Genomic DNA, 25,554 nt, shown 5'->3' on the forward strand with positions numbered 1-25,554 from the left:
GGTCACGCGCCCCCGTCGGTTCTCACGCCTGACGGCGTTCGCTCGTTCGGCCGCTCCTTATCGGTCGTGGCCGGCGTCCCGCGTCGGGTCGAAGGCCGCGATGCCCTCCCGCTCGCCGAGCACCTGTAACGCGAGGCGCTCGCCGAGCGCGGGCGCGCGCATGAAGCCGTGGCCCGCCCAGCCCGCGCCGACGTAGAGCCCCTCGGCGAGTTCGCCGAGGAGCGGGTCGTTGTCCGGCGTGCCCGCGCAGACGCCGGCCCACGAGCGCGCGAGCGGCACGTCCGCGTTCACGAGGCGCTCGCCGAGCCGGCGGCGCATCGACGCGTGGAACGCGTCGTCCGCGTCCTCGTCGTAATCGTCCGGGTCGACGTCCTCCGTCACGCCGTCGCCCGCGAGCACGCCCTCGGGGTGGGGGCGGGCGTAGTACTCCTCGTCCGCGTCGTAGAAGATGGGGACGCTCGGCCCGCCGGTGACGAGCGCCTGCACGCGATACGGCTCCAGCGGCACGCGGACGCCGGCGTCGGCGAGCACGCGCTTCGTCCACGCGCCCGCGGTCACGACGACGGCGTCGTAGCGCTCGCCGTTCACCCGCGGCGGGTCGAGCGCCACGGTTGCGGGCGTCTCCGGTCTGAGGTCCGCGCCCGCCTCCCGGGCCTTCGCGACGAGGAGGTCGACGTAGCCGCGCGGGTCCGCGACGCCCGCCGTCCGCGCGAGCGCCCCGACCTCGATGTCCTCGGTGCGCAGGACGGGGAACTCGCGTCTGATCTCCTCGGCCGTGAGCAGGGTGACGTCGCGGTCGTGGTGTTGCATGCGCTCGGCCTGCTCGCGGATCGCCGCCGCGCTCGCCCCGGCCTGCGTCGTGAACCAGAGGTAGGGCGCGCTCGTGAAGCGGAAGCCGCGCTCGCCGGAGAACGCGCGGAAGCGCTCGATCGCCCGCGCCGCGACGCCGACATCGACGTCCTCGGCGTACGCGTCGTAGACGATGCCGGCCGCGCGCTCCGTGCTCCCCGCACCGAACGCACCACGGTCGAACACCGTGACGTCCGCGTCGCGCGCCGCGAGGTCGTACGCCGCAGTGAGACCGACCGCGCCGCCGCCGACGACGGCGACGCGTAGTGCGCCCGTCACCGCGACCACCGCGCCGTCGCTCGACACTGGTCGTGCATACCGACACCTCCTCGGGGCAGCCACTTCAAGGCGCGTGGGCGCTCCCGGATCGAGGGAAGCAGGCGTCTCGGGCGCTCACGCTACCACTTTCACTTTCACTGCGCACGGATGAGATATTAGACGATACGACACGTCGGGTCACGTATGAGCGCCGACGGAATCGACGTCGCCGGGAGGGAGCGAACCGAGCACGAACCGACGCGCATCGACGTGAGCGACGTCTCCTTCGAGTGGGTGCGGTCGTTCGTCCGCGAGCGCGACGCCCACTTCGAGCGGACGACGGAGACGACCTACCTCGTCCTCGACTAGCGGAAATCCTCGGGGCCGCGCGCCGGATAGCCGACGACGGTGTCCGCGCCCGCCGCCTTCAGCTCCGCGACGCGCTCGCCGACCGCCGCCGCGTCGCCGACGAGGGCGTAATCGCGGACCGCCGCCGAGAGCACCTCGCGCGCCCGTCCGGACGCCGACCCGTCCGTCGCCGCGCCCTCCGGGAGCGCGCGCGCCACGGGGCCGCGCCGCGCCGCGTAGCCCCCGACGGCGTCGAGCACCGCGTCCTCGTCCTCGGTGAGCACGACGGGCGCGTAGAGCGAGACGTGCCCGTCGAAGCCCGCCGCGCGCAGCGCGCGCAGGTCGTGTTCGGTCGAGCGCGAGAGCAGCTCGAACTGGCCGGCGCCCGTCGCGAGCGCCACCCGCTCGACGCCCTCCGTCCCCACCCACGCGTCCGGGTGGTCCTCGACCGCCGCCCCGAGTCGCGGCGCGACGCGTTTCGCGCGCTCGTCCTCGTCGAGGTAGGCGCTGTGGCCGGCGACGAACACGCGACCCGCCTCCTCGGGGAGGTCGCTCGCGAGCGCGTCGTCGCCGAGCGGGTCGAACCCCGACGCGCGCACCGGGACCGTCACTCGGAGGTCGCGCTCGCTTGCGATTCGCCGGAGGACGTCCGTCTCGGGGAGGTGCTCGCGGCCCTCGTAGTCCACGACCACCGTCTCGAACGGGAGGGACGCCGCCTCCGCGACGTCGCACTCCATCGGCTTCAGCGCCACCGCGTCGATGCCGGTCTCGCGGACGCGCGCCTCGGCGGTCAACATCGCGATACCCCCCGGTCGGCGACTCGTGTCACGTGCACGTGAGAACTCTCAGAACGCTGCCGGAACTCGACCACTCGTCTCTGCGACCATGCTTGGTCGTGTTACCCGAGCGCGCGGCAAAAGCGTAGCGGTCACGGCTCAGCGTCCGGGTCCAGGACGTAGTCCGGGCGCTCCGGCGGCGTCCAGTCCGCCGCGAGTTCGAGGAACTGCGCGAGGATGCGCCCCGTCGCCCCCCAGACCGTGTAGCCGGCGACGTGGAAGAAGTGGACGTCGAGCTCGCCGAACTCCGGGTGCTCGCGGCGCTCCAGCTCGTAGTTCCCCGGGTCCGTGAGGGCCGCGACCGAGAGCACCGCGATCTCCGCGACCTCGCGCTCGTCCGGATCGTACGCGCGGTCCGGAACGCGCGCCACCACCGGCGTGATGGAATAGCGCGAGACCGTGTGGATGTCGTCGAGTCGCCCGACGACGCGCGCCTCCTCCGAGCGGAGGCCGATCTCCTCCTCGGCCTCGCGGAGCGCCGTCGCCGTCAGGTCCCGGTCGCTCGGCTCGCGCCCGCCGCCGGGGAAGCTCATCTGGCCCGGATGCTCGCCGAGGTGGGACGCCCGCTTCGTGAAGAGCAGCGCCGGCCCGTCCGCGCGCTCGATCACGGGCACGAGCACGGCGGCGTCGCGCTCCGCGTCCGTCACCGCGACGGGGTCGTGGGCGGCGATGCGACCGAAGTCCATACGCGAAGGCAGAGGCCACGCGCCCTTAATTGGCTCGCGTGTCGCGGCCGGGCGCGACCCGAACACGGCGGGCTCACGCGGCGCCATCCCCATCGTCTCCACCGTCGCCCCCGTCGAGCATCGCGCGCGTCCGCGAGAAGTCCCCGCCGGTGAGCAACTCCGCGTCGTACGTCACGTCGAGGAGGCGCGCGGCCCGCTCGTCGTCCGGGTCGTCGTCGAGGGCCGCAACCTCGGCGGCGAGGCGCGCGCGGACGGCGCGCTCCACCGCCGCGCCCGGGACGTCGCGGCGCGGCACGTCGAGGATGTGGGGCAGGTCGGTCCCGCCGTCGGGCACCACGGGGAACGCGCGCGGCCCCGGGGCGACGAGCGGCGGGTCGACGTCCGCGCCGGCGTCGGCGAGCGCGTCCGCCACCGACTCCCCGAGCACCACGAGCACGTACGCCTCGCGGGCCGACTCGACGGCCGCGTCGTGGGCCTCGCGCTCGAAATCGACGCCGCGCCGGAACGCGAGTTCCTCGACGGCCGCCGCCAGTTCATCGCGCGTGAGCGCGCCGAAGAGGTCGCAGACGCCCGCGAGTTCGTCCGGGTCGAGGTCCATGCGTAGCGTATCGCCGCCGGGGGCTTTCAGCGTACCGCGTCCAAGTCGGCCGCCGCGGCCTCCCGGACGTCCGCCGGCGCGAGCGGCGCGTCCACCCACGCGGGCAGGCGCGTGTCCGGGCCGGGCGGCGAGACGGCCTCGCGATACGTCTCGACCTGCTCGTGTTCGGCCGCCGGCTCGTGCGTGAAGTCGTTGAACGCCGCGTCAGCCGCGTAGCCGCGCTCGAAGCGCCGCGCCGCCTCGACGTATCGCTCGGCGAGCGTGTCGTACGCCGGGTCGACGCCCGCCGCCTCCACCGCACGCAGGAGCGCGTCGCCGACCCCCTCGCTCATGTCGCCGAGGCCGGTCGGCCCCGACACCGCGCGGTGGTCGTGCTCGTAGAAGCCGAGGTCGACCTGCGCCGACCCCGAGAAACCGGCGAGGCGATACGCCTCCCCGAGTGTGCCGACCTCGAGCCCCCAGCGCCGCTGGACGCGCAGCGACCGCGCGACGTCGGCCGTCATCGCGCACTCGCCCGCGAGCGCGTAGCGGAACGCCCCGAGGTAGTCGAGCACGTCGTGGTCGTGCGCGTCCGCGAGTGCGTCCACCAGCGGCTCGTAGAACAGCCGGAAGAGCCGGCCGTAGAGCCGCCCGGACTCGACACGGGCGTAGTAGCCCTTCACGAACTCGAAGTCGTTCGAGAGGGGGGCGAGGAGCTTCGGCACGTCGCGCTCGCTGTAGCTCGCGGCGTCCGCGTCGTGGAGCGCGACGTACTCCGAGCGCGCCGCGAGCCCGAGCGCCAACCAGACGTCACGGCCCTTCCCCGATTCGCCCGCGAGCCCCGCGTCGTCGAGGAGCGCGGAGAGGCGCGGCCCCGTACACCAGAGCACGTCGAGCGAGAGGTCGAAGCCCTCCAGCCACTCGCAGAACGCCGGCACGCGCTCGGCGGGCGCGCGCAGCGCCACGAGCACGCGCCCCGGATCGACGTCCTCGAGCGTCGAGAGCACGCCCTCGGCGGCGAGCCCCGCGTACTCGCGCTCCGTCATCGGGACGACCACCGTCGCCCGGTCCACCGGCGCGTCCGGGTGGGCGTCCCCGTAGTCGTGGAGCGTCGCCACCCGCTCCTGCGTGTAGTCCATACGCGTCGATGGGACGCGGCCGGCAAAAACGGGACGACTCCGGCGGGCGGCTCGGCGGCGGGGACGGTGACGGTCCCGAGAACCGACCGAGGACGCGCTACCGCTCGGACTCGCGGTAGGCCGCGACGGCGTCCGCGTACCCCTCGCGGAACGTCGGATACGCGAACTCGTAGCCCAGCGAGCGCAGGAGGCGGTTCGAGCAGCGCTTGCTCGTCGTGAGGCGGCGCCGCGCCGCCTCCGAGAGGTCGTCGGCGTCGAGGCGCTCCGCGCGCGTCACCGTCTCCGGCGCCTCGACCCCGCAGGCGTCCGCGAGCCACTCCGCGAGCGCGATCCGCGACACCGGCTCGTCGTCCACCGCGAGCAGGACGGGTTCGTCCGTCTCCGTCAGCGCGAAGCGGACGACGCCCGCCGCGTCGTCGCGGTGCAGCATGTTCAGGTAGCCCTCGACGACCGTCCCCGAGAGGTAGCGCTCCAACCGATATCTGTCGGGCCCGTAGAGGCCGGCGAAGCGGACGACGCGCCCGGCCATCCCGTGCTCGGCCGCCCGCTCACGGGCGACGCGCTCGGCCTCGACGAGCACCTCCGTCTTCGCCGTCGTCGGCTCGAGGTCGGTCTCCTCGTCCACCCAGTCGCCGCCGTGGTCGCCGTAGACGCCCGTGCTCGACGTGTAGACGAACTGTTCCGGCGGGCTGTCGCGTTCGCCGAACGCGTCGATGGCGGTACGCAGCCCCTCGACGTAGACGCGGCGCGCGGCCGCCGCGTCGCGCCCGCCCGAGGACGCCGCGAAGACCACCGCGTCGACGTCCGGGACCCTCGTCAGGTCGTCCGCGTCCGTCACGTCCGCGCGGACGGCCTCGAAGCCCGCGTCCTCGATAGCGGCGGCGCCCGACTCGGAGCGCCGGACGCCCACGGGGTCGTGGCCCGACTCGCGGAGCTGGCGGCCGAGCTCGATGCCGACGTAGCCACAGCCCAGTATCGCGACGCGCATCTACCAGGGGTTCTCCGACGCCAGATACTGCGTGACGCGCGCGTACTCGGAGAGCGACATCGCGCGTCGGCCCTCGACCTTCTGCTGGAGTTCCTTCGCGTCGAGCTCCGTCTCGATGCCGCGACGGAGCGAGTCGACGTCGACGACCGCCGAGCTCATCTGGAGCATCAGGTGGTCGCGGACCTCGAGGAGGTAGTCCTCGGCCGACGGGTAGTCCGGCGAGCAGGCGAGCAGCGCTGCCGCCTCCTCGAGCGTCACGTCGTCGGCGTCCCCCGCGACGATGGCCTCGACGCGCTCCGCGGAGAGGTCCGTTTCGCCCGCGACGGCGTCCACGCCGCGCTCCTCGGTGACAGCCGTCAGCGCCGCCAGATACCGCGTTCGGATCTCCGTTGCCGACGTCGCCTCCGGGTCCGCGATTTCCTCGGTGAGCATGTGCGGAACTAGCGGGTCGAGCTAAAAGGGGCTTCCCCATCGGGGCGCGTGCTACCAGCCGGCAGAGCGCTCGTCCGCGTCGCCCACGTCGCCGACGCCGCGCGGGCCCGGCGGGACGACGACCACGACGCCCGTCCGGTACGCGAAGTCGAGTCGCGCGTTCCGGCCGAGCGTCTCGGGGACGCCGTCGCCGTCCACGTCGACGGCGACCGGCGCGTCCTCGCGGACGTACCGCAGTGAGCCGTCGCCGACGCCCGGGCGGCCGAGCGCCGCCGCCACCTCGAAGCGCTCGTAGCCGCCGTGCGCGGCGACGTCCCACGCGTTCACCGTGACGTACCACTGGCCGGGGAGCGGGAGCAGCGGTATCCCCGCCGGGAGCAATCGGAGCGCGGAGCGCTCGACGGCGCGCTCGCCCGCACTCTGGGTGGCGTCCGCGACGGCGCGGTGCGCAGCGTCGCGAACCGAGGACTCGACGGACGCTCGCGCCGACGAGACGGTCGACTCGCCGACGGAGAGCGCGCCCGAGGACTCGAGGTCGCGGAGCGCGACGCGGAGGCGCGCGGCGAGGACACCGGAACGGCCACCCTCGCGCTCGTTCGCGGCGGCCGCGACCGACTCGGCGACCGACCCGTTCGCGACGGCGAGTCCGCGAGCCGCTACCGTTCCGTACTGTCCGAACCCCGCATCGAGCGCCTGTTCGCGCTCGTTCGCGGAGAGCGCGGTGTGGGTATCGAGCGCGGTGTCGAGCCCGTCGCGTGCGCTCTCGACGGACGCGGAGACGCCGCGACGGAGGCCGGCGTCCGCGACGGGCACCTCGTCGGCCGCCCGGAGCGTCCCGGCGGCGGTCGCGAGCGCCACCCGCTCGCGGCGGTCCCCGAAGACGATGTCGAGCACGGCGTCCGCGAGGTCCTCGGAGGGAATCGTCGCGAGGTTCGTGTTCCGCGCACCGAGCGGGTAGTGCGCCGATTCGACCGCCGCGTCGGTCGGCGTGACGCGTGCGAGCGAGAGGTACGCGGGCTCACTCGACACGCGCATCGCGACCGGGGGCGCGGCCGGTCCAGCGACCGGTGGCGGCGTCGTCGGGACGTCGCGCTCGGCGAGCGCGTCACCGATCCGGGACTGGGCCCGCGCGAGCGTGGAGCGCCGGTCCTCGACGAGCGCGCGCACGCGGTCGGCGTACGACGCGCGGACGGCGACGGCCGCCCGCTCGCGCAGCGTCGTCGCGCCTGCCGTGTCGGTGTCGACCGCCGCGTCCACGGCCGTGGTGAGCGACGCGAGCGGCTCCCCGTCGAGGAACGAGCGCCGGTCGACGTGGCTCGTGACGGTCCGGAGCGTCGCGTGCGTCTCCGCGAGCGCGTCGAGCGCCGCCGCGCGCCGCGCGCCCGAGACCGTCGGCTCGACCGTGAACGAGTCGTCGAGTGCGCCGTCGAGGGCGCGCTCGCCGACCGAGTCGGGAAGAGCGCTCCGGACGGCGCGGCGGACGGCAGCGGACGCGAGCCACCTCGAGTCGTCGCCGACGACCGGGAGGGCCGCGTCCGTGTGGAGGCGGACGCCGACGGTGACGGCGACCGCGCGGGTCCGGTTGTCGCGCGAGACGGTGCGGTGGAGCGTCGCGTGATGACGGTAGCCGGCGGGCGTCGGGGGCGCGGCGACGCTCGCGTTCGCGTCGCCGACGCGCGTCGCGAGGCGGACGTCGACGGCGTACGCCCGCGAGAGCGCGGCGTCGAACCCGCCCCCGTCGACGGACGCGACGAACGCGTCGTCCGCGACCGGTGCGAGCGGCACCGGCTGGGGGCTCGCCGCGCCGGGGTGGAGGTCGGCAGTCGCGTCCGCGACGGTCGCGGCCGCGGACGAACCGTTCGCCGCGGTCACGTTCGCGTTCGCCGCTGCGACGCCGACGCCGGCGAGTGCGTCGCGGCCGGCGGTGGCGACGGCCGCGCGCCGAGTCGCGGCGCGGGCGTCCGGGTCCGCCGCGCCGAACGCCGCTCGCTGGAGGGCGACGACGCCGCGGTTCGTCACGAGCGCGACGTGGCGGTTCGCGACGACGTTGTCGACCGGCGCGCCGCCGTACTGGGCGAGGCCGCGTGTCTCCGCGAGAACCGTGAGCGAGGCGGTGGCGCGGCGCGCGAGTCCGGACCCCGCGAAGACGCCGGTGTTCAGGCGCTCCTCGAACGTCGCGACGCGCCCGTGGACGGCGAGCACGGGCGTGGGAGCGGTGACGACGAGCGGGCGGGCGATGCGCTCTATGACGGCGCCGTTCCGCGTCGCGGTGACGGTCACGTCCCGGACGTGAACGCGGAGCGCGCTCCCGTCGTCGACGCCGGCGAGCGTGACGCGCTCGACGGCGGCACGAGCGTCGGCCGGCGTCTCGATCGGCGGGAGCGACGCGACGGCGCGGACGCCTTCGACGGTGACGGGACTCGCCGCGAGCGCGTCCCGGACACCGACGTAGATGCGGAGGCGGAGCGCGTCGCGGAACGGCTGGCTCGCGTTCAGGGCGCGCCCGTAGGACGTGTTCGCGACCGCCACGACAGGCGACCGCGCGGCGTCGACGCTCGCGGTGAGGGCGGCGCGCTCGGCGGCGGCGCCGGCGGCGCTCCACGACGCGCCGATGGCGGGCCCGGCGTCGTAGCCCGTCTGCGACGGCTTCACGGCGATGCCGGTGGCGAGCGTCGCGCTCGTGACGAGGAGGAGCGCGCCGATCACCGCGAACGGGATGCGAGCGCGCTGGTCGGGGAACGGATCGACTCTCACGGCGACCACGTCCGGACGGTGAGGTGGACGGGCGCGTCCCCGCAGGCGTCGTCAGCGGTCGGAACGGAGAGCGTGACGGCGTCGACGCCGACGCCACGGGGCGGGGTCGGGCCGGCCGTGACGTCGACCGCGCGGCAGGGGTCCTCGGGCCGCCACGTCGCGGTGAGCGCGGCGGTCCGCGTGGTGTCCGCGAGGGAGCGCGTCGCGGCGGTCGAGACGGCGTCGGCGTAGCCGGGCACGCGGTCGCGGCCGTCGGCGACGGCGGCGTCGACGAGGAGCGCGGCGAGCGTGCCGTGGACGGTTCGGTTCGCGACGGTGACGGACGCCGTGCTGTCGAGGACGGCCCGCGCCGTCGCGCTCGGGTCCGTCGTGTCGGGCGCGCTGTCGTCGGGGACGACGGTCGTGAGCGCGACGACGCCGGCGGCGACGAGGATGACGCAGACGGCGACGTCGAGGACGGTGCTGAGGCCGCGGTCGTCGCTCATCGCCACACCACCACGGAGAGCCGGCCGGGGCGGACGGTCGCGTTCGAGACGCGGACCGGGAGCGCCGTCGCGGCGGTGTCGGCGCGCGCGGCGGGACGCGGCGGGCCGACCGCCCACGTCCGGGTCGCGGTGCGGAGCGTCGCGTTCATCGAGTACGTACCGGGAACCCCGCGAACGGCGGCCGCCAGCCCCGCTGGGTCGGCGGGGCCGGGGCCGAGGTGGCCGTCGACGTGCGCGAGCGCGGCGTCGGCATGCGCGGGCGAGGCGGCGTCGAGCGGGACCTGCGCGTACGCGACGCCATAGACGCCGAGCGCGGCGGTGAGTGCGAGGACGGCGGCGAGCGCGGCCGTGGGCTCGACCTGTGCCCTACCCGAGGAGCGTGACATCGACACCTCCGTTGACGACGTGGCGAACAGTCAGCGGTCCGTCAGTGGATCGCCAGTCGGCGTCGGTCGCGTTCGCGCCGGCGTCGGCGACGGCGGCCCGGAACGCCGCAGACGAGGGATAGACGGCGAGCGGCGGATCGCCGTGGAGGACGCGCCGGAGCGCGGGCGTGCTCGCCGGCGTGACCCCCGGAAGCGACGCGTGCGCGGCGCCGGCGTCGTTCCGGAGGCCGAGACTCGTCGGCCGGACGCGGACGGCGGACGCGTCGACGGGGATGGTGCGTGCGGCGGCGTGCTCGCCGGCGGCGACCACGCTAACGGCGTTGGCGACGGCAGTCGTGTCGGGCGGCGGCGTACCGGGGATCGCGAGGACGGCGCCGAGCGCGACGGCACCGACGGCTGTCAGAGCGATCCAAACGGGGAGCGTGTCGCCGAACGTGTCGGTCATAGGACCCGAGTGGGGCGGTCATCGCGTATAAACTAGAGGAGGAGTGCGGCGGCCGCGGCGGCGCACGCGTAGCACGCGCCGGCGCTGGCGAGCGCGGTGCCGACGCGAAAGGCGAGTTGGGCGCGCCGGACGCCGCCGTCGAGGCAGACGCCGAGCGCGGTGAGGACGACGGCAGACCACGCGACGTAGACGCCGACGACGAGGCCGAGCGAGGCGACGGGGAGGACGCTCCCGGTCGCGTCTTCGAGCGAGCCGACGTGGCCGGCGAGCGTGACGGTGACGCCGGCGACGACGGGCGCGAACAGCCCGCCGGTCCGGACGAGTGTGTCCGCGAGGTCCGCGAGGTCGGCGCGGGCGTCGTTTTCGAGGCGCTGGACGGCGTCGAGGCCGTCCGCGACTTCCGCGAGGACGCGCCCGCCCGCTCGGCCGCCGGATGCGGCGTCGAGGAGGAGACCGAGCGTCCCGGAGACGCGCGTGCCGTGCTCGGGGCCGACGACGCCGTGGCGGCCGAAGAAGGCGTCCTCGAGCGGCCGGCCGAGCGCGCGGCGGGTGCGGTCGGCGGCGGCGAACAGCTCGCCGGTCGGTCCGGGGATGGTCGTGCCGGCGGCGGCGACGGCGGTCTCGGGCGGATCGCCGCCGGCGAGGCGGCGGCCGACGACCGCGACGGCGTCCGGCAGACCCACGGAGACGGCACGCGCGTGGTCGTCGAGGTCCACGGCCGGGCGGGCGGCGACGGCGAGCGCGACGCCGACGCCGCAGCAGGGGGCGGCGACGGGGAGCGCCCACGCGACGTCGAGAACGAGGGTTCCGACGGCGGCGAGGAGGGCGGCGCCGAGGCCGAGTCCGGCGGCGCGGCGTCGGTCGACGCCGGCGGCGGTGTCGGCGCGGCCGGCGGGGAAGACGGCGGGGCGGTGCGCGAGCACCCACGCGGCGGCGCCGACGAGCGCGAGCGGCAGGAAGACGTCGTAGACGAGCGCGACGGTGCCGAGCGGGAGCGCGACGCCGGCGGCGGGGGCGACGGGAACGAGGCCGACGAGCGCGAGCGGCAGAACGACGCCGAAGGCGTAGACGGCGTTCACCGGGCCGCGGACGGCGCGAACCCCCTCGCGGACGTGGCGTTCGGTGGCGTCGCGGGCGGCGGCGAGCGCCCGGTCGAGGACGCGCCCACGGTCGGCTGCGGGCGTCTCGACGGCGGCGTGAACGAGCGCGACGGCGCGCCGGAGTCCCGGGTCCGAGAGGTCGTCGGTGACGGCGTCGAGCGCCGTCTCGGGCGTGCCGGCCGTGGCCCGAATCCGACGGGCGAGCGCCTCCGCGAGCGGACCGTCGCCGGTTCGGGCGGCGAACGCGGCGGCGGCTTCGGCGGACGGGTCGAGGCGGACGCGGAGCGCGAGGCGCGCGACGAACGCCGGCCCGGAGCCGACGACGCGGCTCCCGTGGAGGGCGAGCGCGAGGTCGGGGACGCGGAGGACGGCGTAGCCGACGGCGACGGCGTACGTCACGGCGACGAGGCCGACGAGCGGGGCGACGGCGAGCGCGGGGAAAGCGAGGAGGGCGAGGAGACCGCAGGCGGCGGCGAGCCGAGCGAGGCCCTCGGGCGCCGTCCGCCAGCCGAGGTCGTCGAGCGTCGCGGCGAGGCCGTCGGGGGCGGGGACGGGCCAGTCCGGAAGTCGGGCGGCGGCACGGCCGAGCGCGTCGTCGATGGCGGGGAAGGGGCGGGTCACGAGACCACCGTGTTCGCGAACGCGTCCTCGCGCGCCGCGAGCGCGTCGCGGACGTCCGCCTCCGTCTCGCCGGGATGGGCGAGCGACTCGAGCAGCCGGCTCGGGCCATCAACGAGCCGGCGGGTCGGGGCGAGGCGCGTGCCGTCGAGGGCGTAGAGCGCGTGGAACGCCTCACCGGTGTACTCCTCGACGCTGACGACGCGGTGGACGCCGTCGACGAGTCCGGCGGTGACGACGAGGTCAGTCGCGGCGAACGCCGAGGGCTCGACGCCGAGGTCGGAGACGACGCGCTCGCGGACGGCGTCGCCGTTCTCGCCGTGGATGGTGCCGAGGACCGCGCTGACGTGTGCGCCGATACGCATCGCCTCGTAGAGCGTCCCGGCTTCGGTGCCCCGGACTTCGCCGACGACGAGTGCGCCCTCGCCGAGGCGGAGCGCGGTGCGCAGGGCGTCGTCGGGCGTGAGGCCGTCGCCGTCGAGGTCGGTCATGAGGCCCTGGACGTCGCGGCCGTCGCGCTGGAGTGCGGTGACCGGGAGTTCGGGGGTGTCCTCGACGACGACGGTGCGGACGTCGCGCGGGAGCTCGCGGAGGAGCGCGGCGAGGAGGGTGGTCTTCCCGGCGCCACGGGCGCCCGCGACGAGGCCGGCGGCACCGCGCTCGACGGCGAGCGAGCAGAGCGCGGCCGCCTCGGCGGGGAGCGAGCCGGCGGCGACGAGGCGGGCGAGCGTCCACGCGTCGTCGCCGTGTGCGCGGAACGCGAAGCCGGGTCCGTCGCTGGCGGGGCCGGTGACGCCGGCGACGCGGACGCGGCGGCCCGCGACGTCCTCGGCGACAGCGTCGAGCGTCGGGTCGGCGCTGGAGAACGCGCGGCCGCTCCCGGCGCGGAAGCGCGAGGCGAGCGCGGCGGCGCCCTCGGCGGTGAGCCGAACGTTCGTCCGGTGGCGCTCGCCCGCGCAGCGGACGTAGAGCGGCGTCGCGTCGGCGGGCGCGGGCGCGAAGACGTCAGTGACGCGCTCGTCGGCGAAGAGGTCGTCGAGGACGCCGTAGCCCTGCGTGTGCTTGCGGAGGACGCGCGCGAGCGACTGGACGCGCGCCGGGTCGTCGCAGACGGCGGCGACGGCGCGGTCGGCTCGGGGTTCGTCGCCGGCGACGAGTCGGTCGGTGGCGGCGTCGAGGACGCCGTAGTCGGCGTCGGTGAGCCGCGCCTCGGGCGGGTCGAGGTGGTAGACGGGGAGCGCGCCCGGCCGGTCGTAGCAGCGCACGGTCGTCTCGGTGGCGACGTCGCTCACGTCACGGAGCGCGGCGTCACCGGGCGGCGACGGATCGACGCGCGCGAGCGCGACGGCCGGCCCGACGTAGGCGGCGTAGGGATCGTCGACGGCGGCGGCGTCCGCGAGGCCGCTCTCGTCGAGGAGCGACGCGACGGGACCGACGCGGCCGGCGGCTTCGCGGGCGGCGGCGAGCGGGTCGCGGCGGGCGTGCGCGGCGAGCCCGGGGTCGGTGGCGGCGACCCGCGCGGCGAACGACCCGGCGGCGCCGAGGAGCGCGGCGGTCCGGTCGGCGTAGCGGCGTTCGAGGCCGGCGGATTCGACGCGGACGGTGTCGGTGCGCCGGCCGTCGAGGGCAGTGACGGCGGCCTCGCGGCAGTCGGGGGCCTCGGCGAGCGACCCACGGCCGGGGCAGTCGCTCGCGTCGATGCGGAGGGCGCCGTCGGCGTACGTCGGGACGCACGTACACGCCGGCGTGTCGGGGGCCGTGGTGGGGAGGAGGTCGCGGAGCGTCATGCGTCGCCGTGGGCGCGCCCTCACGTATAAACCCGCGCGCCGCGTTGCGCGGTCACGAGGACGGTCGGGCGGCCGTCGTAGCGGACGTAGCGGAGGCCGAGCGTCGCGCGGTCGGTGACGGCGAGGCCGGTGTCGTCGGGTGCGACGGTGCCGTTCGCGACGATGCGGACGTCGACGGGCAGAGGAGTAGTGTGCGTCCGAGTGCCGGCACGGACGACGAGGACGTCGGTCGTCGCGGCGTCACCGTGACCGGTCCCGACGAGGAGCGCCGCGCGCGCCGTCGTGACGTCGGCGGGCGGGACGGAGACGGTGACGGTGCGGGTCGCGGCGGGCGCACCGGGCGGTGCGGGCGTGCTCGCGGCGAGCGCGACGACGGCGTCACGGACGTCGTCGGCGGCGGTCTGGCCGGCGTGTGCGGCGTTACTCGCGCGTGCGTCCTCGACGGCGGGGGCGGCGGCGACGGTGAGGGCGGCGGCGAGCACGACGGCGAGCGCGACGCGGAGCGGCGTCACTTCCCGAGGAGACGTGCGAGGAACCCGGCGTCACGGCTATCGGCATTCTGCGCCGGTTCCGGCGTGGGGTCCGGGTCGGGGAGGTCGGGAATCGGGTGGGCGGCGGGCGGCCGCTCGGCGGCGGCGAGCGCGGCGTTCGCGCGGCGCTCGACCGACTCGTTCACCGCCTCAAAGTCGCCGACGTACCCCTGGAGGGCCTGCGTCGCCGCGTCGAGGTCGTCGAGGCGGCGTTCGACGGTGTCGAGGCGGTCGGCGAGCGCGGCGATGTCGTCGGCCGGGGTGTCGCCGCCGGGGTCGGTGTCGTGCGCGAGGCGTTCGACGGCGCGGAGGCGCGCGTCCAGCGACGCGACGTCGGGAGCGCGGGCGTCACGTCGGGTCTCGCGGTGGGCGGTTTCGGGGCGGGGTGTCTCGGGCGGCATGCGCCGGGGTGGGCCCGCGACCCTACAAGAAGGTTAGCCCCGGACGAGGCTGCCGCCGTCGAACTCGGTGGCGTCGAAGTCGATCTCCATGAGGTCGAGCATCGTCGGCGTCAGGTCGAAGAGGTTGGCCTCGTCGATGGAGACGCGGGGGTCGTCGGTGACGAGCGTCGCGTTCTCGAAGGAGTGCATGCCGTTACGCGGGCCCTTCTCGAATATCTCCTCGGACCCACGGAAGCCGGCCTTCAGGTCGAAGCCGTGGTTCGGGATGGCGACGAGGTCGGGCGCGATTTCGTCGTGCGCGCCCGCGAAGGCGTCCTCCTTCTCGACGACGCGCTCGACGACCGGTTCGCCGTCCGGGCCTTCGAGGGATTCGATGGCCGCCTTGAGTTCGTCGCGGACCTCGTGGTAGTCCTCCTCGGGGACGCTCCCGTCGGGTTCGCGCCCTTCGAGGTTGAGGTAGAAGCGCCCGGGGACGAAGGCGTACGCGCGGGTGTCGTTGTCGATATCGCCGAGGCTGTCGTGCTCGTCGGACTCGAAGGAGAGCCATCCCTCGTCCTCGAGCCACTGGTTGAGGTGGACTTCGTAGTCGAGCGTGGTGAAGCCGTGGTCGGAGGCGATGACGAAGGTGACGTCGTCGGGCGCGGCGTCGCGGAGCTTCCCGATGTACTCGTCGACCTGCCGGTAGAAGTCGAGGAACTCCTCCTTGTGCTCGCCGTCGCGCTGGTAGTCCTCGAAGAGGAAGTGGTTCACGCGGTCGGTGGTCATGAAGACCCCGAAGAAGAGGTCCCAGTCGTCTCCGGTGAGGTAGTGGTCGAAGGCCTCGTAGCGTTTGTCGAGGGTGCGGTGGGCGTCGTCGATGAACTCCGATTTGTCCTCCTTGTGGCCGAGTTTGGCGTTGACGTCGATGCGGTAGCCCTGCTCGTCGAGGTAGTCGGCGACGTCGCTCGGGTTGGAGGCCTTCTTCACGCCGGGGGAGAGGAACCCGGAGACCATCCGGTCGACGTTGCGCTGGGGCGGGAAGGTGACGGGGACGTTGAAGACGGACGCGGAGCGGTCGGCGTCGGTGACGCGGTCCCAGACCCGGGTCGCCTGCACGTCGCGGCCCATCGGAACGTAGGTGTCGTAGGTTCCTGTCTCGCGGTCCTGAAAGCCGTAGACGCCGGTCTTTCCGGGGTTGACGCCGGTGGTCAGGGAGGGCCAGCAGGCGCTCGATTCGGGGGGCACGATGCTCTCGATGGCGCCGCCGGCACCGTTCTCGGCGATCTCGGTGAGGTTCTCGAACACCCCGGGGTTGTCCGCGACGAGCGAGTACGGCACGCCGTCGATACCGATGAAGGCGACCCGTGGCCCGTCGTCACCACGGAGTCGGTCGAAGAGTCCCATACGGTTCCTTTCACCGAGCGCCATAAGAACCTTCGTTCGTGACGACGTTTCGCCTCTGCCTACGACTCGCGCCACACCGCTACCGGGGCACAGAACCCGTCGGCGCGTGTCGCGCCGGCCCCGGTGGCGTTACGCGTCCTCGCGGTCGCCGTCCTCGTCGGCGTCGGGATCGAAGTTCTCGGGGACGACGGTGAGGTGGTCGAGACCCGCCGTGGCGTGCTCCGTGGACATACGTGTTCGAAGGGCGGATACGGGCAAAAGATTACCCATACGCATAACGAATCGGTCGGGGCGGCGCGATTCCTACCGGTAATCGGGACGGGAGAAACGTGAGAGCGGGACCATACGGTTCGGCGTTTCTCGGCGGTCGTGCGTTCCGAGGACCGCCGGAGTCGTGTTACTCGCGGGTCACTTCGTTCCCCGCTCGCGAGCTCGTCCGACGCGCCGCGTCGGACTACTCGAAGTGCTCCTCGTAGAGGTCCTGGGCGTGTTCGATGGCGTCCTTGGCGGATCGGGCGTCCTCCCAGTCGCCGACGGAGACCTCCTTGCCCTCTTCGAGGTTCTTGTACGTCTCGAAGAACTCCGCGATCTCGGCCTTCTTCTGGTCGGTGAGGTCCTCGACGTCCTCGATGTGGTCGTAGCGCGGGTCCTCCTCGGGGACGGCGATGACCTTGTCGTCCTGCTCGCCGTCGTCGTCCATCTTCATGAGTGCGACGGGGCGAGCCTCGATGACGCACTCGGGGAACGTCTGGTCCTTCACGAGGACGAGGACGTCGAAGGGGTCCCCGTCGTCGTAGTAGGTCTGCGGCATGAAGCCGTAATCCGAGGGGTAGTGGACGTTGCTGTGGAGGACGCGGTCGAGCACCGTGCCCGGGATGTCCTTGTCGTACTCGTACTTGTTGCGTTCGCCCTTCAGGCACTCGACGACCGCGTAGACGGTGTCGGGCGCGTCGGGCCCGGTTTCGAGGTCTTCCCAGAGATTGACCATGGCGGTTCTGTCTGTGTCGGACGCCGTAAAGGGCCTTTCGGGTTACAGAGCCATGATAAAACTTCCCGTTCGCTTGAGAAGCGTTTAAATACACTGCATGTCATTAAATTAGGTATGTCAGAGGCACAACCCACGGTGCGCACCGTCGCCCGTGATCTGACAGCGTTCCAGAAGAACATCCTCGTAGTCCTCGCGGAAGAACCGCGATACGGGCTCGCCGTCAAGCGCGAGCTCGAGGACTATTACGACGAGGAGGTCAACCACGGGCGGCTCTACCCGAACCTCGACGACCTCGTCAACAAGGGGCTCGTCGAGAAGAGCGAACTCGACAAGCGCACCAACCAGTACGCGCTGACCGACGACGGCCTCGAGGCCGTCCTCGACGACCTCTCGTGGGCGCTCGGGAAGTTCATCGTGAACGACGAGCGCGCCGCGACGGTCCGCGACGTCGTCGCCGAGAACCAGTAACGTATCGACGCGTGGACGACGCCGGGGCCGTCGTCTACGTCGGCAGTTCTTTTCCGGCCGCTTCGAACGCGTAGCGAAGCGACTCCGTGACGGCGTCGCGCTGGTCCGCGCTCGGCCACGCGTTGCGCACGAAGTAGTCCTCGCGGAACTCCGCGAGTTCCTCGGCGGTGAGTTCCTCGACGGCTTTCGCGTAGTGGTTGCTCGCGAACGCCGCGAGCGCCGTCGCCGTCTCGCCGTGGAGGCTCCCGTGGGCCTCGTGGACGCGCCGGGCGATCTCGCGGTTGTGCTCGGCGACGTCGTCCCAGCGCTCGGGGTCGCCGGGGCCGCCGAGCGGTCGCTCGACGGCGTCCGTGGGGTCGACGGCGTCCATGCGGATCGTCCCGGAGTCGTCGAGCCACGACTCGGGGTAGCAGACGAGCGTGACGTGGCCGTCGTCCTCGCGCTCGCGCGCGACGTAGCCGTGTTCGCCGAGGAGGGTTGCGCGCTCCTCGCGGTAGACGCTCGCTTCGTCCTCGTCGGTCGCGCGGCGCGCGAGCCGAGTGAGCCGTTCGGCCTCCTCGACCGTGTCGTCCGGCAGGTCAAGCATCGTCGAGTGCATCGTTGGCGAGTTCGTCCGCGCGCTCGTTCACTTCGCGCGGGACGTGCGTTATCGACCAGTCGTCGAACTCGGACAGGAGCTCGCGGGCGCGAACGCGGCGCTCGCGGAGGTCGGGGTCGTTCGTGTCCCACTCGCCGGTCACCTGCTTGGCGACGAGTTGGGAGTCACCGCGCAGTTCGATCTCGTCGAAGCCGAAGTCGACGGCGGCTTCGAGGACGGCGAGGAGGGCCTCGTACTCCGCGCGGTTGTTCGTCATCGTCCCGATGGTCGCGCCGCCCTCGGCGACGATGCCGTCCCCGGGCGAGACGAGCACCCAGCCGACGGCGGCCGGCCCCGGGTTCCCGCGCGACGCGCCGTCGAAGTAGCCGTGAACGCGCCCGCCGTGCTCCTCGATGACGGCGAGGGCGTCCATCGGGCTCGCGCCCTGCACGACCACTTGGTCGTCGTAGGCGACGACGGTGGCGTCGCCGACGGTGGCGCGCCAGCGCTCGTGCTCGGTGTTCCCCTCGGTGACGTCCGCGTCCGCCGCGTCGAGGCGCTCGCGGGCGACGTCGGGGTCGCAGTCGATGACCGGCATTCGGTGTATCGTGGGGCGGCGGCGAGTAAATGGGTTGTCGTTCGGTGCGAGGCCGAGCGTAGCGAGGCCTCGATACGGCGAGCGGCGAAGCCGTGAGTCACGCGGCAACCGAACGAACGTGAGGGCGCCGCACCCAGAGCGAGCGGCGAAGCCGCGAGCCGCGCGGCAGCCGGGCGCCATCGGGGGGGGACGCACCCGGAGTCCAACGAAGAGCGAGCGTCGCGCTCGCGGCGGTCCGAAGGGGTTTTGCTCGCCCGGAGTGATACCCCGAGGCATGAACTCCCCGTGGGCCGACTGGGATCACGTTCTCAAGGTCGACCCGGACAAGGACCTCGTGGACGACGAGACGTTCGACGACGTCTGCGAGACCGGGACGGACGCCATCGAGATCGGCGGGACGCTCGACGTGACGAGCGACAAGATGCGGCGCGTCATCGACGCCTGCCGGACGCACGACGTCCCGCTCTATCAGGAGCCGTCGAACCCGGCGGTGGTCGTGGACGACGACGCCCTCGACGGCTATCTCGTCCCGGTGGTGTTGAACGCGGGCGACGTGGCGTGGGTGACGGGCGCGCACAAGGAGTGGGTCCGCATCGACACCATCGACTGGTCGCGCACGACGACGGAGGCCTACATCGTGTTGAACGAGGAGGCGTCGGTCGCGGAGTTGACGGACGCGGACTGCGAGCAGACGGCGGATGACGTCGCGGCATATGCGAAAGTCGCCGAGCGGATGCTCGGACAGGAGGTCGTCTACGTGGAGTACTCGGGGACGCTGGGCGACCCGGAGAAGGTCGCGGCCGCCCACGACGCTCTGGAGGAGGCGACGCTGTTCTACGGCGGCGGCGTCCACGACTACGACGACGCCTACCTGATGGGCCAGCGCTCGGACGTCGTCGTCGTCGGCGACCTCCTGCACGACGAGGGCGTGGAGGCGGTCCGCGAGACGGTGGAGGGCGCGCGCGACGGCAAAGCGGAGCAGTAGCCCGTCGGGCGCCGAGCGTCGCGGGTGCGCGACGGCCTCGCACACGCGCGGCGAAAGGCCGCAATTTAAGCGCGGGACGCCGGTAGTGGCGCGCATGGAGAACCGAACGTACACGGCCGACGCCGAGCCGGGCGACCACGTGACGGTCGCGGGCTGGGTGCACGAGGTCCGTGACCTCGGCGGCATCGCTTTCCTCATCCTCCGGGACACCTCCGGGAAGATCCAGGTGAAGTTCGAGAAGGACGAGATGGACGAGGAGCTCGTGGAGACGGGCCTCGGCGTCCACCGCGAGTCCGTCATCGCGGTGACGGGCGACGTCGAGGAGGAGGACCGCGCGCCCACGGGCGTCGAGATGCTCCCCGAGTCGGTGGACGTCCTGAACGAGGCGGACGCGGAGCTCCCGCTCGACCCCTCCGGGAAGGTCGACGCCGACCTCTCGACGCGCCTCGACAACCGCACGCTCGACCTCCGCAAGGAGGAGGTGCAGGCGGTCTTCGAGATCCGCGCGGAGATCCTGCGCGCGGTTCGCGACTACTTCCGCAGCATCGGGAGCACGGAGATCAACACGCCGAAGATCGTCGCCACGGGGACCGAGGGCGGCACGGAGCTCTTCCCGATCACGTACTTCGGCGAGGAGGCGTTCATGAACCAGAGCCCGCAGCTCTTCAAGCAGCTGATGGTCGGGAGCGGGCTGGAGCGCGTCTTCGAGGTCGGGCCCATCTTCCGCGCGGAGGAGCACAACACGCCCCGCCACCTGAACGAGGCGACGATGATCGACTTCGAGTCCGCGTTCATCGACCACGAGGAGGCGATGGACGTCTGTGAGGGCACCCTGAAGGCGGCCTACGAGGCCGTCGAGGAGAACTGCGCGGCGGAGCTCGAACTCCTCGGCTACGACGACTTCGCGTCGCCGGACGACGACTTCCCGCGTCTCACCTACGAGGAGGCCATCGAGCGCATCAACGCGACGGGCGAGCTCGACGAGCAGCTCGTCTGGGGCGACGACCTCTCGACGGAGGCCGAGCGCGCGCTCGGCGACGACGTCGGCGGGCACTACTTCATCACGGACTGGCCCTCCGAGATCAAGCCCTTCTACATCCAGGACTACGAGGACGACCCGGAGCTCTCGAAGGGCTTCGACCTGATGCATCCGCGCATGGAGCTCGTCTCCGGCGGACAGCGCGAGCACCGCTACGACGCGCTCGTCGAGGGGTTCCGCCAGCAGGGCCTCGACCCCGACCAGTTCGACTACTACACGAAGATGTTCAAGTACGGGATGCCGCCCCACGCGGGGTGGGCGTACGGCGTCGAGCGCCTCGTGATGACGATGCTCGACCTCGACAACATCCGGGAAGCGGTCCTCTTCCCGCGAGACCGACAGCGCCTGTCGCCGTAAGGCGACGGCGCTGTTCGGCGAGTGGGAGCAAGGAGTGAAGCGAAGCGGAACGACTGAGTTCCCGCGTGATCGGGAGCGGCTCTCGCCATAGGCGAGAACGCTGACGAGCGAGTGAGGCACGCGGAGCGTGTCTCACGTGATTGGCAGCGTCTGAGCCCGTAAGGGGAAGACTTTCCGGACGGGGAAGACGCGCCAGCGTCGTCCGTGATCGGCAACGGCTCTCGCCGTAGGCGAGAACGTCGACGAGCCAGTAGGGACACGCCGCACGTCGCGCGGTGTCGCCGTACCGTTTCGCCGACCGCGTGGGCGCGGACGACTGCTTCTCGAATCGTTTAACCGCGACGGTGCGGAAGGGTGGCGCAATGAGTGACGAGGCGACGGCGTTCGTCCCCGGGCACGTGACGGGGTTCTTCTCCGTACACCGCGCGGCGACGCCCGCGAAGGCGGGGTCGCGGGGCGGGGGGCTGACGCTGACGGACGGCGTGGACGTCCGCGTCGAGCGGGCGGACGAGCGACGGGTGACGCTGAACGGCCGGGAGACGTCCGTGCCGGCGGTCGAGTACGTCCTCGATGCGCTGGACGTGACGGCGGCGGTCGCGGCGGAGACGGCGCTCCCGGTCGGCGCGGGGTTCGGCGTCTCGGGCGGGATGGCGCTCGGGACGGCGCTCGCGGCGAACGAGGTGTTCGGCGCGGCGCGCACGGAGAACGACCTCGTGCGGGTCGCACACGAGGGCGAGGTGGAGGCCGGGACGGGGCTGGGCGACGTCGTCGCGCAGGCGCGCGGCGGCGTGCCGCTGCGTCTCGACCCGGGCGCGCCGCCGCACGGCGAGCTCGACGGCGTGCCGGCGGCCGCGCGCGTCGAGTACGTCTCGCTGGGCGAGCTCTCGACGGCGGACGTGCTCGAGGGGTCGACGGCGCGCCTCTCGACGGCGGGCGTACAGGCCCTCGAGGAGGTCCGCGAGGAGCCGACGCTCGCGACGTTCGTCGAGCGCTCGCGCTGGTTCGCGGAGCAGGCGGGCTTGCTGACGGACGAGGTGTCGGGCATCGTCGACGACGTCGTGGAGGCGGGTGGCGAGGCGTCGATGGCGATGCTCGGCCACACGGTGTTCGCGCTCGGGCACGGCCTGACGGACGCGGGCTACGACGCGGCGGCGACGCGCGTCCACCCGGGTGGTGCGGGGTTGACTGCGGCGGACGGAGCGAACGGTGCAGGCGAGCGCGGCGAGTAGGTTGACTACGGGCGTGGAGACGCGGCGTTTTTGGCGCGAGCGCGTCGAGTGAGGGTATGAGCGACGAGGTCGAGGTCCCGGAGGACCACCCGCGGTATCAGTCACTGCTGACGCGCCACCGCATCGAGGCGGGCGTGGAGAAGGGGATCACGAGCCAGCAGGGGTTGATCGCGGAGGGGCGCGGCGAGGCCTTCGATTACCTGCTGGGCGAGGAGACGATTCCGAGCGCCGAGGAGGCCGAGCGGGTCGCGGCGGCCCACTTCCTGCTCGCGGAGCACCCGGTCATCAGCGTGAACGGGAACGTCGCGGCGCTCGTGCCCGAGGCGGTCGTCGACCTCGCCGAGGCGACGGGCGCGGACGTCGAGGTGAACCTCTTCGGGCGGACGGAGGAGCGGGTGCGGGCGATCGCCGAGCACTTGCGCGAGCACGGCGCAGAGGACGTGAAGGGCGTGACGGCGGACGCGCGCATCCCCGGCCTGTCGCACGAGCGCGCGAAGGTGGATTCCGACGGCATCTACGACGCGGACGTGGTGCTCGTGCCGCTGGAGGACGGCGACCGCGCGGAGGCGCTCGGGGAGATGGGGAAGACGGAGGTCGTGATCGACCTGAACCCGCTCTCGCGGAGCGCGCAGACGGCGACGGTGCCGATCATCGACAACGTCGTGCGCGCGGTTCCGAACATCGCGGCGCAGGCCCGCGACCTCCGGGGGGCGTCCCGGGAGGAACTGGAGGCGATCGTGGAGGGGTTCGACCGCGAGGCCGCCTTAGCGGCGGCGGAGCGTCGCTTGCGTGAGGGGTCGCTCGACCGCGACGGGGAGGCGGGACGCGACGGAGCGGAGTGAGTCGCGGGCGAGACGGTGTGTGCGGTGGACGAGCACGCTGGTTGCGGGATACCGTCGCACACCGCAACCGCTAAGTTGTTTTAGGCCAGCCTAAAAGATATGCGTCGGAGCAGCATCCGGGAGGTGGCGTAGATGGTCGGACGGACGCTCGACGAGATACGGCAGCGTCTCGACGGGCACGCGACCCGCGACGGGCGCTACTATCTCGCGTGCGCCCGGACCGGCGAGCGCCCCGTACCGTCGGGCGACCGGCGCTTCCCCGACCGGGAGAGCGCCGCGCGCGCCGCCGACCTCGTCGACGCCTACCGCGACGAGCTCCGCCAGTACGATCCGCGACTCCCGCACTACGACGTCATCGTCCGCGAGCTCCCCGCGCCGGCGGCCGAGCGCGACGTCGTCGCGCCCGCGTCACCCTCGCGGAGCGAGTTCTGTCACGAGGTCGCGGCCGCCGTCTTCGAGACGCTCTCCGGGGGTGGGTTTCGCGACGCCGAGCGCGCCGTCATGGACGCCTACCTCGACGCCGCCGAGACCGTCACCGACCCGGACGACCTCTGTCTGCTCCTCCTGCGAAGCATGGGCGCGGTGCTGGACGCGACGCTCGATGACCACGAACAGGAGGTCGTGCTGAACCGCGCGGCCGGCCGACTCACACCAACCGGCGGGCGTGACGACGCCCTCGTGAGTAGCCTCACGAGCGTCGCGGACGCCGGGCTCATCGAGGACTATCGCGTCGAGGACGACGCCGACGACGCGGGCGCGTACACGGTCGAGTTGGACGGCTACGCGCTCGGGCAGCGCGAGCACGTGCTGACGCTCCCCGTCGCCGTCGAGCTCCTGCGGCGGCGTCCGGGGACGGACGTCCAGTTCACGCCGGTGGAGGGCGACCGCCCCGGGTTCCGCGTGGCGCTCGCCGACCGCACGCGCCACCAGCCGCGCGGGCTCTTCCGCGTCGCCGCGCCCTAGAGGAGGTCGCGGACGGCCGCGACGGCGTCGGGCGCGTCGTCGCCGAGCACGTAGACGTTCGGCTCGACGCCGAAGCCGCCGGTCTGGTAGAGGACGCGCGCTTCCGGGTTCGCGTCGACGACCGCGCGTATCTCCGCGCGCAGGTCCTCGGCCTCCGCCGGGAACTCGACGGGTGAGAGCCCGCGTTCGGCGAGCGCCGCTATCGTCTCCTCGGAGTACGCGACGTTGAGCGCGGCTCGCGCGTCGCTCCCCGCGTCGCGGGCGGCGAGCAGGACGAGCGCGACGTGCTCGGAGACGCCGAACTCGGGGTCGGCGGGGACCTCAGCGCGCCCCATCACGTCGAAGATGCGCCCCGGGACGCCCGCGACGTCCTCCGGCGTCTCGGCGTCCGCGAGACACTCCACGAGGTTCGAGCCGACCGCCGGGATGAGCGTCGCGAACCCCGAGGTGCGCTCGAGGAGGCGGACGCCGCGACGGACGTCTGCGAGGACGTGCTCGCGCTCGCGGAGGGCGTCCTCGCCCGTCCCCCGGAAGTCGACGTCCATCCCCGCGAGCTCCGGCATCTGCTCGGCGTGGATGTCCGCGAGGACGTCCCCGGGGGCTTCGAGGTCGCGGACGAGCGCTTCGGCCTCCGCGAGCGCGCCGACCCGGGAGAGCGTGCCGTCCGCGAGGCCGTCCGCGACCTCCGCGACGTGCGCCTGCACGCGCTCATCGTCGGCGATGGCGTCGCGAACACCGACGTCGCCCTTCGCGTACTTCGAGACCGCGCTCTGGCTCACACCGAGAAGATCGGCGACCGCCTGCTGCGTGAGACCGCGCTCGCGGAGCGCCGCCGCGAGCAGCGAGCGATACGTCGGGAGGAACTCCTCGACGACGACCTCTTCGAGGAAGCGCATCTAGCGCCCACCCCTGCGGTCGTGCTGGTCGCCGCCGAACTCCTCGTCGCCCTGGATGCGCGAGGCCTGCGGGCCGTCCTGATCCTGATACTTCGAGCCGCGCCCGCTCCCGTAGGGCCGGTCGGCGGGCGTCGCGAGCTCCGTGAAGACGAGTTGGCTGATGCGCATGCCGGGCGAGAGCGCGACGGGCGCGGTACCGAGGTTGGAGAGTTCGAGCGTGATCTTCCCGCGGAATCCGGGGTCGATGAAGCCCGCGGTCGCGTGCACGACGATGGCGAGTCGGCCGAGCGAGGAGCGCCCCTCGACCTGCGCGACGAGGTCGGGCGGGACTTCGACGCGCTCCTTCGTCGTCCCGAGGACGAAGTCGCCGGGGTGGAGGATGAACTCCTCGTCGTCCTCGATGTAGGTCTCGTCGACGTACTCCTCGACCTCGGTCTCGTCGGTCGGGTGGATGCAGGGGATGTTCGCGTGCTGGAACTCGAGGAAGCGCTTGCCGAGTCGGACGTCGATACTCGCGGGCTGTATCTGGAGTTCGGGGTCGTCGAGCGGCTCGACGACGAGGTCGCCGGCCTCCATCCGGTCGAGGAGGTCGGCGTCGGAGAGTATCATA

The 25,554-nt window shown here is 73.1% G+C and carries 28 protein-coding genes; 7 read left to right on the forward strand and 21 right to left on the reverse strand.

All coding sequences use genetic code 11. The annotated features are described in order from the left end of the window. Positions 1-57: 57 nt before the first annotated feature. The gene (locus IEY12_RS07680) at positions 58-1,155 is read right to left on the reverse strand and encodes an NAD(P)/FAD-dependent oxidoreductase (RefSeq protein WP_229871035.1); all 1,098 of its coding nucleotides are present in this window, start codon (positions 1,153-1,155) and stop codon (positions 58-60) included. 156 nt (positions 1,156-1,311) lie between these two features. Here IEY12_RS07680 and IEY12_RS07685 point away from each other — a divergent pair, with 156 nt between their 5' ends. After that, complete coding sequence (locus IEY12_RS07685; protein ID WP_158604236.1) at positions 1,312-1,476, forward strand: hypothetical protein; 165 nt, start codon at positions 1,312-1,314, stop codon at positions 1,474-1,476. Here the strand turns inward: IEY12_RS07685 and IEY12_RS07690 are convergent. The 16 genes from IEY12_RS07690 to IEY12_RS07765 form a co-directional block, all read right to left on the reverse strand. Continuing rightward, positions 1,473-2,252, reverse strand: coding sequence for a DUF7388 family protein (locus IEY12_RS07690; RefSeq protein WP_188881984.1), 780 nt, complete (start codon positions 2,250-2,252; stop codon positions 1,473-1,475). The genes IEY12_RS07685 and IEY12_RS07690 overlap by 4 nt on opposite strands. A 131-nt stretch (positions 2,253-2,383) precedes the next feature. Further along, positions 2,384-2,977, reverse strand: coding sequence for an NUDIX hydrolase (locus IEY12_RS07695; RefSeq protein ID WP_188881994.1), 594 nt, complete (start codon positions 2,975-2,977; stop codon positions 2,384-2,386). Positions 2,978-3,050: 73 nt separating this feature from the next. Beyond that, complete coding sequence (locus IEY12_RS07700; protein WP_229871036.1) at positions 3,051-3,575, reverse strand: DUF7109 family protein; 525 nt, start codon at positions 3,573-3,575, stop codon at positions 3,051-3,053. Between the two features lie 26 nt (positions 3,576-3,601). After that, complete coding sequence (locus tag IEY12_RS07705) at positions 3,602-4,693, reverse strand: glycosyltransferase family protein (protein WP_188881996.1); 1,092 nt, start codon at positions 4,691-4,693, stop codon at positions 3,602-3,604. A gap of 97 nt (positions 4,694-4,790) precedes the next feature. Beyond that, complete coding sequence (locus IEY12_RS07710) at positions 4,791-5,681, reverse strand: SDR family oxidoreductase (protein ID WP_188881998.1); 891 nt, start codon at positions 5,679-5,681, stop codon at positions 4,791-4,793. Continuing rightward, complete coding sequence (locus IEY12_RS07715) at positions 5,682-6,113, reverse strand: DUF5791 family protein (RefSeq protein ID WP_188882002.1); 432 nt, start codon at positions 6,111-6,113, stop codon at positions 5,682-5,684. Positions 6,114-6,164: 51 nt separating this feature from the next. Next, positions 6,165-8,867 (reverse strand): DUF7286 family protein, encoded by a 2,703-nt coding sequence (locus tag IEY12_RS07720; protein ID WP_188882004.1) that lies wholly within the window; start codon positions 8,865-8,867, stop codon positions 6,165-6,167. Then, positions 8,864-9,352: a DUF7284 family protein gene (locus IEY12_RS07725; RefSeq protein WP_188882006.1), complete on the reverse strand. Its 489-nt coding sequence runs from the start codon at positions 9,350-9,352 to the stop codon at positions 8,864-8,866. Before IEY12_RS07725 ends, IEY12_RS07720 begins: the two co-directional genes overlap by 4 nt. After that, positions 9,349-9,738, reverse strand: coding sequence for a DUF7285 family protein (locus IEY12_RS07730; RefSeq protein WP_188883409.1), 390 nt, complete (start codon positions 9,736-9,738; stop codon positions 9,349-9,351). The genes IEY12_RS07725 and IEY12_RS07730 overlap by 4 nt, the downstream gene beginning before the upstream one ends. Further along, positions 9,719-10,183, reverse strand: coding sequence for a DUF7283 family protein (locus IEY12_RS07735; protein WP_188882009.1), 465 nt, complete (start codon positions 10,181-10,183; stop codon positions 9,719-9,721). Before IEY12_RS07735 ends, IEY12_RS07730 begins: the two co-directional genes overlap by 20 nt. Positions 10,184-10,215: 32 nt before the next feature. Next, a complete protein-coding gene (locus IEY12_RS07740; protein ID WP_188882011.1) occupies positions 10,216-11,904 on the reverse strand; it encodes a pilus assembly protein in 1,689 nt (562 codons plus the stop codon). After that, entirely contained in the window at positions 11,901-13,688 is a 1,788-nt protein-coding gene (locus IEY12_RS07745; RefSeq protein WP_188882018.1) for an ATPase, T2SS/T4P/T4SS family, read from the reverse strand. The genes IEY12_RS07740 and IEY12_RS07745 overlap by 4 nt, the downstream gene beginning before the upstream one ends. Positions 13,689-13,708: 20 nt before the next feature. Further along, positions 13,709-14,200, reverse strand: coding sequence for a DUF7311 family protein (locus IEY12_RS07750; protein ID WP_188882020.1), 492 nt, complete (start codon positions 14,198-14,200; stop codon positions 13,709-13,711). Then, positions 14,197-14,619: a DUF7310 family coiled-coil domain-containing protein gene (locus IEY12_RS07755; RefSeq protein ID WP_188882027.1), complete on the reverse strand. Its 423-nt coding sequence runs from the start codon at positions 14,617-14,619 to the stop codon at positions 14,197-14,199. Before IEY12_RS07755 ends, IEY12_RS07750 begins: the two co-directional genes overlap by 4 nt. A 33-nt stretch (positions 14,620-14,652) precedes the next feature. Further along, the gene (locus IEY12_RS07760; RefSeq protein ID WP_188882041.1) at positions 14,653-16,002 is read right to left on the reverse strand and encodes an alkaline phosphatase family protein; all 1,350 of its coding nucleotides are present in this window, start codon (positions 16,000-16,002) and stop codon (positions 14,653-14,655) included. A gap of 454 nt (positions 16,003-16,456) precedes the next feature. Further along, a complete protein-coding gene (locus IEY12_RS07765) occupies positions 16,457-16,990 on the reverse strand; it encodes an inorganic diphosphatase (RefSeq protein ID WP_188882047.1) in 534 nt (177 codons plus the stop codon). 114 nt (positions 16,991-17,104) lie between these two features. On the opposite strand from IEY12_RS07765, the gene IEY12_RS07770 reads away from it, so the two are divergent. Next, complete coding sequence (locus IEY12_RS07770; RefSeq protein WP_188882049.1) at positions 17,105-17,458, forward strand: PadR family transcriptional regulator; 354 nt, start codon at positions 17,105-17,107, stop codon at positions 17,456-17,458. Between the two features lie 34 nt (positions 17,459-17,492). On the opposite strand, the gene IEY12_RS07775 is transcribed toward IEY12_RS07770, so the two are convergent. Together IEY12_RS07775 and rnhA are read right to left on the reverse strand one after the other, a co-directional pair. Beyond that, positions 17,493-18,056 carry a DUF7108 family protein gene (locus tag IEY12_RS07775; RefSeq protein WP_425433164.1) on the reverse strand — a complete coding sequence of 188 codons (564 nt, stop codon included), beginning with the start codon at positions 18,054-18,056 and terminating at the stop codon, positions 17,493-17,495. After that, positions 18,037-18,633 carry a ribonuclease HI gene (rnhA, locus tag IEY12_RS07780; RefSeq protein ID WP_188882052.1) on the reverse strand — a complete coding sequence of 199 codons (597 nt, stop codon included), beginning with the start codon at positions 18,631-18,633 and terminating at the stop codon, positions 18,037-18,039. Before rnhA ends, IEY12_RS07775 begins: the two co-directional genes overlap by 20 nt. A 274-nt stretch (positions 18,634-18,907) precedes the next feature. Here rnhA and IEY12_RS07785 point away from each other — a divergent pair, with 274 nt between their 5' ends. The 5 genes from IEY12_RS07785 (at position 18,908) to IEY12_RS07805 (ending at position 24,048) form a co-directional block, all read left to right on the forward strand. After that, positions 18,908-19,618, forward strand: coding sequence for a phosphoglycerol geranylgeranyltransferase (locus IEY12_RS07785; RefSeq protein ID WP_188882055.1), 711 nt, complete (start codon positions 18,908-18,910; stop codon positions 19,616-19,618). Between the two features lie 94 nt (positions 19,619-19,712). Next, on the forward strand, positions 19,713-21,014 hold the full coding sequence (aspS, locus tag IEY12_RS07790) for an aspartate--tRNA(Asn) ligase (RefSeq protein ID WP_188882057.1): 1,302 nt from the start codon (positions 19,713-19,715) through the stop codon (positions 21,012-21,014). A 362-nt stretch (positions 21,015-21,376) separates the two neighbouring features. Further along, the gene (locus tag IEY12_RS07795; protein ID WP_188882060.1) at positions 21,377-22,243 is read left to right on the forward strand and encodes a pantoate kinase; all 867 of its coding nucleotides are present in this window, start codon (positions 21,377-21,379) and stop codon (positions 22,241-22,243) included. Between the two features lie 56 nt (positions 22,244-22,299). Beyond that, on the forward strand, positions 22,300-23,085 hold the full coding sequence (locus IEY12_RS07800) for a 4-phosphopantoate--beta-alanine ligase (RefSeq protein ID WP_188882062.1): 786 nt from the start codon (positions 22,300-22,302) through the stop codon (positions 23,083-23,085). 132 nt (positions 23,086-23,217) lie between these two features. After that, positions 23,218-24,048, forward strand: a complete 831-nt coding sequence (locus IEY12_RS07805) for a DUF7551 domain-containing protein (RefSeq protein ID WP_188882064.1) — start codon at positions 23,218-23,220, stop codon at positions 24,046-24,048. On the opposite strand, the gene IEY12_RS07810 is transcribed toward IEY12_RS07805, so the two are convergent. Both IEY12_RS07810 and dcd read right to left on the reverse strand, forming a co-directional pair. Further along, positions 24,045-24,944 (reverse strand): thiamine-phosphate synthase family protein, encoded by a 900-nt coding sequence (locus tag IEY12_RS07810; RefSeq protein WP_188882068.1) that lies wholly within the window; start codon positions 24,942-24,944, stop codon positions 24,045-24,047. The genes IEY12_RS07805 and IEY12_RS07810 overlap by 4 nt on opposite strands. Then, positions 24,945-25,553, reverse strand: a complete 609-nt coding sequence (gene dcd, locus IEY12_RS07815) for a dCTP deaminase (protein ID WP_188882079.1) — start codon at positions 25,551-25,553, stop codon at positions 24,945-24,947. It abuts the gene before it with no gap. Between the last annotated feature and the right edge of the window lies 1 nt (position 25,554).

The organism is Halarchaeum grantii (assembly GCF_014647455.2).
In the GTDB taxonomy this organism is placed as follows: domain Archaea; phylum Halobacteriota; class Halobacteria; order Halobacteriales; family Halobacteriaceae; genus Halarchaeum; species Halarchaeum grantii.

What these genes read in the sequence shown, in the direction of transcription:
- IEY12_RS07695 (WP_188881994.1), bottom strand. Translation starts at nt 2,977, where the DNA reads ATGGACTTCGGTCGCATCGCCGCCCACGACCCCGTCGCGGTGACGGAC.
- IEY12_RS07805 (WP_188882064.1), top strand. Translation starts at nt 23,218, where the DNA reads ATGGTCGGACGGACGCTCGACGAGATACGGCAGCGTCTCGACGGGCAC.
- dcd (WP_188882079.1), bottom strand. Translation starts at nt 25,553, where the DNA reads ATGATACTCTCCGACGCCGACCTCCTCGACCGGATGGAGGCCGGCGAC.
- aspS (WP_188882057.1), top strand. Translation starts at nt 19,713, where the DNA reads ATGGAGAACCGAACGTACACGGCCGACGCCGAGCCGGGCGACCACGTG.
- IEY12_RS07715 (WP_188882002.1), bottom strand. Translation starts at nt 6,113, where the DNA reads ATGCTCACCGAGGAAATCGCGGACCCGGAGGCGACGTCGGCAACGGAG.
- IEY12_RS07800 (WP_188882062.1), top strand. Translation starts at nt 22,300, where the DNA reads ATGAGCGACGAGGTCGAGGTCCCGGAGGACCACCCGCGGTATCAGTCA.
- IEY12_RS07770 (WP_188882049.1), top strand. Translation starts at nt 17,105, where the DNA reads ATGTCAGAGGCACAACCCACGGTGCGCACCGTCGCCCGTGATCTGACA.
- IEY12_RS07730 (WP_188883409.1), bottom strand. Translation starts at nt 9,738, where the DNA reads ATGTCACGCTCCTCGGGTAGGGCACAGGTCGAGCCCACGGCCGCGCTC.
- IEY12_RS07745 (WP_188882018.1), bottom strand. Translation starts at nt 13,688, where the DNA reads ATGACGCTCCGCGACCTCCTCCCCACCACGGCCCCCGACACGCCGGCG.
- IEY12_RS07755 (WP_188882027.1), bottom strand. Translation starts at nt 14,619, where the DNA reads ATGCCGCCCGAGACACCCCGCCCCGAAACCGCCCACCGCGAGACCCGA.
- IEY12_RS07795 (WP_188882060.1), top strand. Translation starts at nt 21,377, where the DNA reads ATGAGTGACGAGGCGACGGCGTTCGTCCCCGGGCACGTGACGGGGTTC.
- IEY12_RS07810 (WP_188882068.1), bottom strand. Translation starts at nt 24,944, where the DNA reads ATGCGCTTCCTCGAAGAGGTCGTCGTCGAGGAGTTCCTCCCGACGTAT.
- IEY12_RS07685 (WP_158604236.1), top strand. Translation starts at nt 1,312, where the DNA reads ATGAGCGCCGACGGAATCGACGTCGCCGGGAGGGAGCGAACCGAGCAC.
- IEY12_RS07710 (WP_188881998.1), bottom strand. Translation starts at nt 5,681, where the DNA reads ATGCGCGTCGCGATACTGGGCTGTGGCTACGTCGGCATCGAGCTCGGC.
- IEY12_RS07775 (WP_425433164.1), bottom strand. Translation starts at nt 18,056, where the DNA reads ATGCACTCGACGATGCTTGACCTGCCGGACGACACGGTCGAGGAGGCC.
- IEY12_RS07690 (WP_188881984.1), bottom strand. Translation starts at nt 2,252, where the DNA reads ATGTTGACCGCCGAGGCGCGCGTCCGCGAGACCGGCATCGACGCGGTG.
- IEY12_RS07700 (WP_229871036.1), bottom strand. Translation starts at nt 3,575, where the DNA reads ATGGACCTCGACCCGGACGAACTCGCGGGCGTCTGCGACCTCTTCGGC.
- IEY12_RS07725 (WP_188882006.1), bottom strand. Translation starts at nt 9,352, where the DNA reads ATGAGCGACGACCGCGGCCTCAGCACCGTCCTCGACGTCGCCGTCTGC.
- IEY12_RS07760 (WP_188882041.1), bottom strand. Translation starts at nt 16,002, where the DNA reads ATGGGACTCTTCGACCGACTCCGTGGTGACGACGGGCCACGGGTCGCC.
- IEY12_RS07735 (WP_188882009.1), bottom strand. Translation starts at nt 10,183, where the DNA reads ATGACCGACACGTTCGGCGACACGCTCCCCGTTTGGATCGCTCTGACA.
- IEY12_RS07705 (WP_188881996.1), bottom strand. Translation starts at nt 4,693, where the DNA reads ATGGACTACACGCAGGAGCGGGTGGCGACGCTCCACGACTACGGGGAC.
- IEY12_RS07785 (WP_188882055.1), top strand. Translation starts at nt 18,908, where the DNA reads ATGAACTCCCCGTGGGCCGACTGGGATCACGTTCTCAAGGTCGACCCG.
- IEY12_RS07765 (WP_188882047.1), bottom strand. Translation starts at nt 16,990, where the DNA reads ATGGTCAATCTCTGGGAAGACCTCGAAACCGGGCCCGACGCGCCCGAC.
- rnhA (WP_188882052.1), bottom strand. Translation starts at nt 18,633, where the DNA reads ATGCCGGTCATCGACTGCGACCCCGACGTCGCCCGCGAGCGCCTCGAC.